5 protein-coding genes are annotated in these 11,788 nt (G+C 44.5%); all 5 read right to left on the reverse strand.

Annotated features, from left to right (window positions below; genetic code table 11):
* Window positions 1-2: 2 nt before the first annotated feature.
* Window positions 3-2,156: a beta-galactosidase gene (locus M1K58_RS26560; protein ID WP_256761921.1), complete on the reverse strand. Its 2,154-nt coding sequence runs from the start codon at window positions 2,154-2,156 to the stop codon at window positions 3-5.
* 108 nt (window positions 2,157-2,264) lie between these two features.
* On the reverse strand, window positions 2,265-8,411 hold the full coding sequence (locus tag M1K58_RS26565) for an S-layer homology domain-containing protein (protein ID WP_256761922.1): 6,147 nt from the start codon (window positions 8,409-8,411) through the stop codon (window positions 2,265-2,267).
* Window positions 8,412-8,457: 46 nt separating this feature from the next.
* A complete protein-coding gene (locus M1K58_RS26570) occupies window positions 8,458-9,276 on the reverse strand; it encodes a carbohydrate ABC transporter permease (protein WP_256761923.1) in 819 nt (272 codons plus the stop codon).
* A gap of 4 nt (window positions 9,277-9,280) precedes the next feature.
* Window positions 9,281-10,150 carry a carbohydrate ABC transporter permease gene (locus M1K58_RS26575; RefSeq protein ID WP_256761924.1) on the reverse strand — a complete coding sequence of 290 codons (870 nt, stop codon included), beginning with the start codon at window positions 10,148-10,150 and terminating at the stop codon, window positions 9,281-9,283.
* Window positions 10,151-10,216: 66 nt separating this feature from the next.
* Window positions 10,217-11,596, reverse strand: a complete 1,380-nt coding sequence (locus M1K58_RS26580; RefSeq protein WP_256761925.1) for an ABC transporter substrate-binding protein — start codon at window positions 11,594-11,596, stop codon at window positions 10,217-10,219.
* Window positions 11,597-11,788 lie beyond the last annotated feature (192 nt).

Genomic DNA, 11,788 nt, shown 5'->3' on the forward strand with positions numbered 1-11,788 from the left:
GTTCAAGTCTCCATCCGTTCTATTGTAAACACTTGGATATCCCCTGCTTTTAGGGAGAATCGTATAGAATCGTTAACATCCCTCTCCACTATGGTATTAGCTCCTTCTGGAAACCATGGCGTTACTCGGTCATAAGTGAAAGGCAAACTCACCGTAAACTCCGTATCCCTATTCGTCGTGTTATGAACAAATAGAAAGGCGCCATCTTGACCATCATGCTTCCACTCCAGAACATCTGCACGAGCCTGACCGCCATGAACCTTCACATAAGGCTCCAAACCAAGCTCTTCCTCAAGTATTTTTCGCATAAAGTTAAGCGTATCCCTATCCTCTTCTTGCCAATAGGATGCGCCCAATAATGTGCCTACCCAGACCGCTTTCCCTTTCCCATAATCTGCAACAGTTACAGCAGCCGAGCTATCTTCACTGAATGTTGCGGCAACCCTTACATCCCTTAGTAACTCAATTTCCGTTTTGTAGTATGAACCTTGAGCAGAATCATTTCCCATCACACTGTTCAATGGAATTTTCTGCTTGGATTGAACCGTAACATTATGATAACTATGATCTAAATTTTCTATAGAATGAATCCATGTTTCACGTATTCCAAATACCTCATCAAATCCATAACCAGGCACTTGATAGCTATGCGTGCCATCCTCCGCTTGCAAGGCTCCAAAGGAGCATTCGGATAGAAGAATTCCACCTTCACTTACCCACTCACGAATCACATCCGTCATTTGTTTGTTTAAATAGAGAGGATAAGGCATCCACAGGCATTTATACCCGGCCAATACCTCTTTTGAAATATCATGGTCATGAATAAATTCGACCTTATAATTCAAATCATGCAGAAGCTTGTGTGCTCCCTGTACGGAATCTGTATAGGTATCCAAATGCGCATAGACGGAGAAATTAGCAATTTGGTTTTCCGAGCTGAACAATATGGCGATTCCATCAGACGGTCTGCACGAACAGAGTAATGGCATGCGATTCGCTTGAATCTTCTCGTTTAAGCTCGCCATTTCCCTTAACCATGGTGTCTCACTTCCATCCAGGTAAGTACTTCCCCATGCTGGCGCCTCATGTCCAAGCACTTCCGGACGGTATTGCCAGAATAGAAAACCACTAATTCCTCTAGCAAGTGGGATTAATATATGCTTTTTCAGCTCTTGCCATGGAAGCTTTTGCGGTTTGAGTGCAGTATTTCCAGGTAACGCATGAATTTCCGAATTAATAATCGGCTTTCCCTTCGCCGCTGAGATCAAGAGGTCCGCTGACCAGGCCGACGATCCCAAGCTATTACCGAATAAGTCGCAAGGCTCCGCCAATTTGAAATCATCCGACCCCGCTGTAATGAGATTAAAAATCGGAGAGGGAACGGTGTGCACCATGACAGGGTGAACTGAATCGAATTGCTTGACTACCGCTACACGACATTTCAAGTCATCTGTTAATGCATCTGACATAAACAAGCGCCAATCGACCATATCGTTAAATACAGCTTGTCCACGGGGGGGTTCAATTTCCTCCCAATCCTGGTAGGTACGCTGCCATTTGTAATTAAGTGCTTCAAGTGTGCCATATTTATGCTCCAGCCATCCTCCGAATGCTTGCAAAGAATGCTCGCAATAACAAACCTGATTATCAAATGATAGCTCACGTTTAATTCCTGCTGTCAGCTCAGGTTCGTTCCATAAGTCCCATACCCACAAAGCAGGATGATCTCTAAACGCCTTTACCGCTTCCGCTAAAAACTTGTCTTTCTCCAATTGTCCCGGCGCATGATGATAACAAGGACCTGGGGCTCCACCTATTTGTCGGTAACTTAATGCTCTCGGTTCAATAACAGTTCCATCTGATGTGATCATTTTGGAATCTGGATATTTCTTATAAAACCACGCTGGAGCGACATCAAATAGGGTGTTGAGCACAACCTTTAATCCATAACGGTCGGCTATATCCATTAGCTCTCGGATATCGTCAAACACAAAGGAATTTTCGGCTGGATGACTCGCCCGCCACTGCACCCAGAACTTTACACAGTTAAATCCCATTTGGGATAGGTTGCGTAGATCCTCTTCCCATTGATCCCGGTAAGGAGTTGGGGAACGATAATACTGAAAACCAAAAGGAATGAAGCCTGTTTCTGACATACTAACACCTCGTATTTATGATGAGTACCCTGTTATCTAAATGAGCTACTTTAATTGAAGTGGAGGAGCGGCCTCACAAAAGGCTATGAGGCCACCACCCTAACTGTCTTAGTTCTTATCCTTGATGACGGCAAATATAAAGGTTGCAGCTTCCGCCCTCGTTGCCTTTTCCTGTGGTGCGAAACGATTGTTTGTTCTACCTTGTACAAGGCCTGCAAGCTTAAGCTCCGTTACATAAGCCACTGCCCAGCTCGGTATTTCTTGCGCATCGGAGAACAGATCACTGCTATAGGTATTCCCTGTTAACTTAAGCGCTCTTCCCATCAGAACCGCTATTTCTGCACGTGTGATGGGTTGATTCGGCCCGAAACTATCTTCGCTTATTCCTGTAACAATACCCGCCGCTACAGCAGCTTGAACGCTTTTCGCGTACCACGAATCCACTTTGACATCCTTAAATCCTGTAGCAATGTCTGAGAGCTCAAGATCTAATGCCCGCACCAGAAGCGCAGTGAATTCTGCTCGAGTCGTCAAGGCTGCAGGTTTGAATAAGGAGTCAGTCACTCCAGTTACAAGATGCTTCGCTGCTAACACCTGAAGTGTTCTAGCTGCCCAATGAGCTGCTGGAACATCCTCGAAAGTCTTCTTATACTCCAGCACTGCGTATTTACTAAGATGCTTCAGCTTGACCTTTATCGTATTCGTAACCCTATCTACCGTTCCGCCTACATACTCCCATCGCTTAGTAGACTCGTTGTAGTAATAAATGCCTAGAAGATCTTGATCTAATCCAGTTGTAAAAGGCAGTGTGATTTCCACGTCACCCGATACTTGTTTGGCTGTATAAACAGTTCCGTCTAGCTTCGTTAAGGTAATGCTAAGCTCATAAACTTGGCCTGCAACGACTACTCGCGCTTTCCCTCCCAGTACCGGAGAGTTCGAGATGTTCAGATCGGTTACAGGTAACATTTGAACCTCGAGAATAGCGCCTGATGTTAACCCAGCCTGCTTCGATAGCCTACTAAGTACAGCTGGATTAATCGTAAATACGGCTGCTCCCGATTTCACCTGCACAGGAAGATTACCCACTTGCTCCATGGGTACTGAAAAGATAGTTTCATTGCTACCAAGCTCTACAATCACCCTACCCCCATCGACCACAAAACGACTTGTTTTATTACTATTGTTGCTTGTTTGTGTTGGTGCTGGTGCTTGTGTCGGCGTCGGCGTTGGTGTCGGCGTTGTACCATTTACAGCTGCAAAATCCAACTGATCAATGTACTTGGCCGTTCCTTTCGGCTCTTTGCCTTCAAAGCTTTGTATCCAATTTGTATCCCCAATAATCCACAAGTTCCCGTCTCTGAGACCCCATACTTTGCCTGCGGCCGTTTGATAAACAATCTTAGAAGTAGGACTTGCCTGCGGATTAAGAACCTGAACGACCGTCCCGTCCTCCAACGTTGTAAACTCGTTCGTAAAATAGCTATCAATCTCCGGTAACGCACCCAAATTACGGCGATAACCCATATATACGGTATCCCGCTGACCATCCTTTAGGCTTCCCAATTCTAGTAATGCCTTTCCATAAACTGTCGTTGCTGGATCATCCTCGAGACTGACGAGCATCACATCGGTTTTTACCTTCGGATCGAATGTAGGCAGCACCCATTTGTCATTTGCAGTCGTGAGCGTCGCTCCACCTTGATAATCATTTCCCGGTAATACAACATTACGTCTGTTGGGCCCCCACCACATTTCTCCTGCGGGATAGGCATAATAAACCTCTGGACGATAAGCAACTAGTTCATCTAACGAATCTGGAGCTAATAGATTCGTCCGATATTGTTCTAGCCATTCAAATTGAATAGGCTTGGCTGTGTAGTAGGCATAAGCTTCCGTACAGGCAGTATGATAGCTACAATTGAGCAAGAAATCATAAATGCCTTTAGAGCCACTCTTGATCAAGTTATCGAAATGGTTGTACATCGTTTGCTGATCAGGGTAGCCTTTCACACCCGAATTATACTTCTGTTCCATGTTCTCATCTAACTGTGTTTCGGTTGTAATCAGCCACATCGTTTGCGCGGACTGTTCAGCTGCCGAGTAAGGATATCCTGCCCGCTCCCTTACCAAATACTCGGAATTCCCGTACACTTCTCCGCCTATGCCTTGAAATCCACCAGATTGTTTATGGTTGATAAAATACTTTCTAAAGCTTGAAACGTATTTATAAATAACGGGTATGGAAACAATTTCATTAATAGCGTCGGCAACCTTCATTTGATAATCGTTAAAGGATTCGTCACGGAAATCCGCATAATCGTCCCACAGTCGGCCCTGATAGGCATCCGACTTATACGTAACATCAGGAGATTCTGAATCGACTAGTAAAAGCTGGTTTTTCCAAGCTTCTTCCCTCTCCCCCCTCACAATAGGAACGAGACGGGCTGCTGTTTCGTAGGAAGGAAGCGGTGTCAGCATCTTCCATGCCTCATTCAAATCCTCAATTGTGGAGTAACGATTGTTCAGCCACGTTGTAAATTGAGCACGATACACAGGCGAATCTATCAACATACTCTCGTTCTCAGCATACACACCCGATTCATTATTGACCGGGTCTACGAAAAGCCGGAAGTTGGGTCCGAGCTTTAACTTACTAACATTGCTCTTGATTTTATCAATAAAGAGATCTCCCTTATCCCAAATATTGACCAGTACTTGACTGTTATATTTCACCTGTGGTGTGAAGTAGACGGTATAACCGCCCTCGCTTTGAATCGGCAGTGTGACATCCGCCTTAAATTCAAGCATACTGCCACTTTGCTTCGCCACCGTCCCTTTGCCCGAGGCGACCACTTCACCTGTCTTAGGGTTAATGACTGTAAACAAATTAGATATAGCCGTTATGCTAAAGCTCGAAGCTGGCGATACGGCATTCTGAACGTTGGCGGATGGAACGGTGAGAGACACTTCGCCACTTTGGGTAATATTCTCTACTTTTAACCAACCTGATAAGTAGGCTCCTGTAACGTTCCCTGATTCGGCTTCAATCCAGGCATAGTCACTAATTGGATGATTGGGTTTAGCGATTCCGCTCGGTGTCCATGCCCAAGCTTCAGGTACAACCGCAATCGCGTCGAGCCCTTGGGAGTATAAGCCGTCAATGACACTCTGTCTCGGTGTGTTAGTCAAGAAACCCAGTGAATGTGCCCCGCTTGCTAGCTCCACAGAATTGAGCTTATGCCATCCGAACGGTAAACTCTCAATGGTACTATATACCGGGTCGCCTGATGCATCTCCGGATGATTGATAGGACCCGCTGTCAAGCTTCCACTGGTAAGAGGATACATAGGATTTATCATTCGGCGTGCCTAGCACCCAAATCTCATATTTCCCCGAAGCAGGTACATTAAACGAATAATCTGCTGTGCCTTTAGAGCCCGGAATTTTAGTGTACATTTTCAAGATTTGTCCACCACTGGCTGCCTTAAGTGGCGTAGCCCCATCACTCGCCCTAGGCATATACGCAGTCTGAACCGTCTCCTCCTCATCCCCATGGTTGATCGCATTAAATTGAATACCATAAGTAAATCCTTCTTCATCTAAATAATCGAGTAGCCACTGCCATGCCCATGCAGGTATTCCAGCTCCATGCACGACGGCATTGATATACAAATCCTTTAATCCATGAGCCTTCATATATTGTAAAACCTGCTTATCATCTTCCCAATGCGCTTTGTTGGCAGCAGCATCCGTTGTGGAGAAATAAATCAAATAGTCTGAGGTAAACAAACCCCCGATTGGAATAAACGGTACCCCATCCCATATCATCGTATGGTTTTGATCTGCATACCAAAAGTGGGTTTCCCCTAGCTTCTTGTCAATAAAGCTACCATTCGTGAGCGGTTTGTAGCCATCGCTCGAGACTGTGGCGGAAACAACAGTCGAGATCGGTGTCGATGGTACCGTTTGCAACTTATGAAGTCCAAATTTTACAATATAGCTCGCGGCGGGCATATCTTTGGGAAGCTGAAAATCGAACATGACTTCCTTATTTTCACCAACGGGCAAGCTAGATGTACTCACCGAAGCAAGCTCCGATACCCCCCACAACACATCATCTTTCCAGAAGCTTAGATAGGCTGTCGTATCAAAATCTACAGCTTGCAGCAACTGGAATGATGCCGCTCCCTGCAAGGTCACCTCGTGACTCATTTGTTGGGGTACAATCCATTCTATTATTTCTGCCTTAAGCTCCGGCGCATCGCCTTGAGATGTACCCATGGTGAATGACTTGACGAGTACGGAATCGTTTCCTTCCGGCGCATTCGTGTAAGGAATATCGACGATTCCAGTTCTTACCTCGTAAGAGCCATCGGGTGCATTAAATGGAATTTTCAAATGCATCGTCTGAACGTTTTCTTCTCCATTCGTCCAGCTCTTCTTAATTGAGCTGACAACGTCACGTGATACGACTTCTTCGTTAAGTACCAAATCGGCAAAGAAGTAAAGCTCGCTGTTAAAATCTGCTTCCACCTTATTCGTAGTGGTGACGGTCAATATATCCTCTCTGTGCACATTTGTCTTATCTAGTTCACCGCCAATATAACTAAATTTCACTTCTTGCCCATTGAACGGTTTATTGAGGCCTTTCGGAGACCATCCCCACGAATCCGGAACGATAACCCAAGCATCGATAGCTTGTGAATACAAGCCATCTTGAGAGGCTTGCCTTGGCGTATCCGTTAAGAACCCGAGCGAATGCTGGCCCTGACTTAATTCAGATACAGCTAGCTTTTGCCATGCCATAGGCAATCCTTCCGGTGTGACATACACCGTATTGGCTGAAGAGGAGTCGACGAACTTATAGCTCGATGAGTCCAGCTTCCACTTAAACGGGGATAACCATGGGTTGTCTCCAGGAGAAGCCAATACCCAGATGGAATAGTTTCCGGCCTCAGGAATATCAAACTCATAGTCCGCTGTCCCCTTAGCTCCCGGTGTCATTGTATACATTTCGAGAATTTGCTTGTCGCTTGCCTTAGAGTTATATTTCGAACGATACTCTCCAGTTATAGAAGCAGCTTCACCTTCCATCCAGACATATTTAGGAGGAATTATTGGTTTTGGTGCAGGATGTTCCAATCCATTGGGTGTCCATTCCCATGCCTTTGGCACAGCTACCACTGCATCAATTCCTTGCGAATATAAACCGTCCGGCGTGGCCTGTCTCGGGGTATCCGTTAGAAATCCCAAGTCGTGCTGACCCTGCTCCAAATCGATTGAGCTTAGCTTAATCCAATAGAAGGGCATGCCTTCTGGTGTACCAAACACGCTTTCTCCGAAGGCTTCGCCAACAGCGCTGTAAGCACCTGTATCTAGCTTCCACTTGTAACCCGATAACCACACGTTATCCCCAGGCGTACCCAATACCCAAACATCATATTTAGCCGTTGCTGGAATATCCAATTGGTAATCCGCTGAAGCGACCGTATTTGCTTCAGAAGTATATAATTTCAAATAACTAGCTCCGCTGGAGGCGCCTTCACCCGCGACTTGATATCCTCCGTTGAAGGCTTGCGCATTCTCTCCTTCTACCCACAGAGAATCAACTTCAGGAATAACCGAATCCTTAGGCTGTTCCAATCCATTGGGTGTCCATTTCCATGCCTGTGGCACTGCCACCACTGCATCAATTCCTTGCGAATATAACCCGTCCGGCGTGCCCTGTCTCGGGGTATCCGTTAGAAACCCTAAGTCGTGCTGACCCTGCTCCAAATCAGTTGAGCTGAGCTTAATCCAATAGAATGGCATGCCATCCGGTGTAGTAAATACGCTTTCTCCGTAAAATGAGCCAGCAGCACTGTAAGCACCTGTATCTAACTTCCAATTGTAACCCGACAGCCATATGTTATCTCCAGGCGTACCCAATACCCAAATATCATATTTAGCCGTTGCTGGAATATCCAATTGATAATCCGCTGTAGCGATGGTATTCGCATCATGAGTATATAATTTCAGAAAACTAGCTCCGCTGGAAGCGGCTTCACCTACAACTTGATATCCTCCGTCGTAGGTTTGTGCATTCTCTCCTTCTAGCCATAAGTATTCTGATGTTGATTGTACTGTTGGCGAATCGATCCCCTTGTTAGCTTCAGCATTAACAGCATAAGATGGCAAAGTAGCCACCAATACGGCAATAACGAGTGATACCGTTAGAAGTTTATTTTTCACAATTTTCATAGCCTGCATCATCTGAGAAAACGCCTCCCATTACTCTTATAATGAATAGCTATCCCTATTAACCCTTGACTGCACCAGCCGTAAGACCCGAGACAATATATTTTTGCATAAATAAATAGAGCAAAATTACCGGCAAAGATACGATTACAATATCAGCAAACACCAAATTCCAATCGCTAGAATGTTGGCCGAAGAAGAAATAAATCGTCATGCTTAACGTAAATCGACTTGCCGTATTAAGAAAATAAAACGGAGTTTGGAAATCATTCCAAATGTTCATTGAAGCAAGGATAATAACGGATGCATTCACTGGCTTTAATAGAGGAAACAGAATCTTAAAGAACAATTTAAACCTTCCAATTCCATCGATAATCGCCGCTTCGTCCAGTTCTTTAGGCACACCACGAAGGAATGAAATATACAGATAAGTCATAAACGGAAAATTGCTAGCTACATAAAGTAGAATAACGCCCGTATAAGTTCGAATGAGATGCAGCGATTGCATTAAATAATAGGTCGTAATAATAGAGCCAGGAAGAATCATTCCTGCAATCAGAATGTGCTGCAAGAGTCGCATAAAGCGGCTGTCCCTACGTTCGATGACAAAAGCAGCGACTGAACAAACCACAATAATAAGGACAACAGATACCACTGTTATGAGAAGCGTAATCAAGAACGCTTGAGGAATACGTGCAATTCTAAAAACCTCAGTATAATTATTAAACCCTGACCAATCATTAGGCAGTGTTAATTTTAAATCTGCTGCATCACTCTGATTCTTAAGAGAATTCACTATAACCATGAATAAGGGTACTGCTATAATTCCACTTAGTACCAGGGAGATCAGTTCTAGTAGTCTTTTTTGCCATCTTCTCATATGCTCACCCTTCTTCCTTCCGGTTCAGCACCTTATTAACTAGCAGCACAATCACCAGGACGATGAGGAACAACATGACATTTGCTGCTGTAGCTTCCCCATTTCTGCCTGCAGCAAAGTTCTTAAATACAATGGTGTTAATAACCTGAGATGAATTCCCCGGTCCCCCCCCAGTCAAGGCATATACGATATCAAATACCTTCAAGCCGCCGATTACACTGAGAATAACGTTTGTATTGACGATTGGCATGATCAAGGGAAGCGTAATATGTCTGAACATTTGCCAGGAGTTAACCCCCTCAACCATCGCCGACTCCTTCAACTCCTGAGGAATCGTCTGTAATGCTGCTAAGAACAGGATCATCGTTAAACCGGTCCACTTCCAAATCTCCACAAAACATACGGCAAAGATAACAATATGTGGATCTGTCAGCCATGAACGAGTCAGCATATCCAAATGAATGGCTTCCAGAAACACATTTAAGAGCCCTCTACTAGGATGTAACATGGCATTAAATACGAGCGATACCGCCAATGTGCTGAGTATAACCGGGAAAAAAAGCATCGACCGGAAAAAGAGTGTTGTCTTTAACTTGACGTTGGCCAGCATCGCTAGCAGCAAGCCAAGAACAATCTTAAAGAATGTCGTAATAAATGCGAAGATAAAGGTATTCTTGAAAGCAATAAACTGATCTTCCTCCTGAAGCAAGGATTTGAAATTATCAAATCCGACAAAACGTGTATATTTGAAGCTCTCGTTCATATTCGTAAAAGCATAATGAAACCCCGTCAGACTCGGATAAATGAAGAAAACACCAAAAATCAGTAACCCAGGCAACAGCAGCCAGTAGCTATAATACATTTTTTTAATCATTTGTGGCACCTCTATATAAAAGGAAGGGAGTGAGTAATGAACTCCCTCCCTTTCTTTCTAATGTCTTTACTTGAAGTTCGGATCATCCTTGGCTTTTGCTGCTTTTTCATAATCCTTTTGTTGCGCTTCTAGCACTTGCTCAGGAGTTTTCCCACCAATAATGATATCCTGCAAATAGGCTGGGAACGCCGCATTAATATCGTATTTCATAACATACCCATCGCCGCTCGCTTTACCTGCATCCAATAGCGCTTTGGCTTCAAGCTCCGCCGGTGTTAATGAGGTTACAGTTACTCCTTTGATCGCCGGAATACCTCCATCTTTGCCAAAGAAGATATTTTGCGCTTCTAGAGATTCGAAGAAGTTAACAAATTTCTGTGCAGCTTCTTCATTTTTACCTTTGACCACAAAGACGGCATTCGGTGCAAAAATATAGCTTTTGTCAGCGTCAGCGCCCTGGTAAGGCATAAGGAATGCGCCAATATCTGCTGTCTGATCCGGGAATTTACTAGCGATGTCAGTCATAACCCAAGTCGCCATAACATACATGCCTGCCTCGCCTGTTGCCAAAGCCTTTTGTGCATTATCGTAAGTATCAGACAGCACATCTTTGTTCGTCAGACCCTTTGAAGTAACATCCTTAAGGAACTGCAGCCCTGTCTTACGTGCTGTCCAATCTGTAAATTTCGCCTGATTTACATCGACCTTAGCGAGAACCTCAGCCGTTGAAGGTGTGGCTTGTGCATGCTGCACAGGCAATTGCAATGTCCAAGCATCCTTACCAGAAAGGTATACCGGAATTTTCCCGCCTTTCTTGAGCGCCTCGCTCACGCTCCAGAATTCATCCATAGTCGTAGGCACTTCAAGTCCTAAGCTTGCAAACACCTTTTTGTTATAGAGAACTACACTTGTATTCGAACCGCCATAGGGAGCTCCATAATATTTACCGTCTTCAAGAGCGGTCATAATACCCTTCCATGAGTTCTTGTCAAAGTTGGTTATCCACGGCTGATCCTCTTGGCTAACGAATGTATCGGACATTTTACCGAAGCCTTGTTGATCTCCTAGCCCCGCGTAATAGAATAGTAGATCCGGCTTATCGCCAGTAGCAAAGCGAGCTTTTACTAGGTTGACGCCGTCCATACCCTCTGGAATTTTCTCTAACTCCAATTCAATTCCTGTTTTCTCAGCTGCTGCGATTAGGACTTCATCCATACCGCTCTTAAACCAGCTTGCGTGACCAATTCCTTTAATTTTAATCTTCTCCAAAGATGCACTTGGGCTTGCGCTAGGACTTGCTTCAGGTGCAGAAGGACTAGCACTTTGCGTACTATCTGCAGGGCTGCTAGAAGACTCCTTATTCCCACTACCACATGCTGTGACAACCACCATCAACAAAGCCAATATTGCTGCAACAAATACTGTTCCAAAATGTTTTTTTCTCAATCTTTTCCCCTCGTTTCGCATCGTTATTGGTTGAGACGTTCTCAGTGTAAGGTCTGTAACATTGGAACTAAATAGACATTCTTATTCATCGCAGGTGGATAATCTTATCAACTTCTCGATATCGTCAGTCTGAGCTCCATAGTTAACCTTGACTCCATTTCAATTGATATTGGTTCATGATACAGTATTAAA

It is taken from the genome of Cohnella sp. WQ 127256, assembly GCF_024519285.1.
In the GTDB taxonomy this organism is placed as follows: domain Bacteria; phylum Bacillota; class Bacilli; order Paenibacillales; family Paenibacillaceae; genus Cohnella.

Coding starts and splice junctions, on each gene's coding strand:
- M1K58_RS26560 (WP_256761921.1), bottom strand. CDS start 2,156: ATGTCAGAAACAGGCTTCATTCCTTTTGGTTTTCAGTATTATCGTTCC.
- M1K58_RS26575 (WP_256761924.1), bottom strand. CDS start 10,150: ATGATTAAAAAAATGTATTATAGCTACTGGCTGCTGTTGCCTGGGTTA.
- M1K58_RS26570 (WP_256761923.1), bottom strand. CDS start 9,276: ATGAGAAGATGGCAAAAAAGACTACTAGAACTGATCTCCCTGGTACTA.
- M1K58_RS26565 (WP_256761922.1), bottom strand. CDS start 8,411: ATGATGCAGGCTATGAAAATTGTGAAAAATAAACTTCTAACGGTATCA.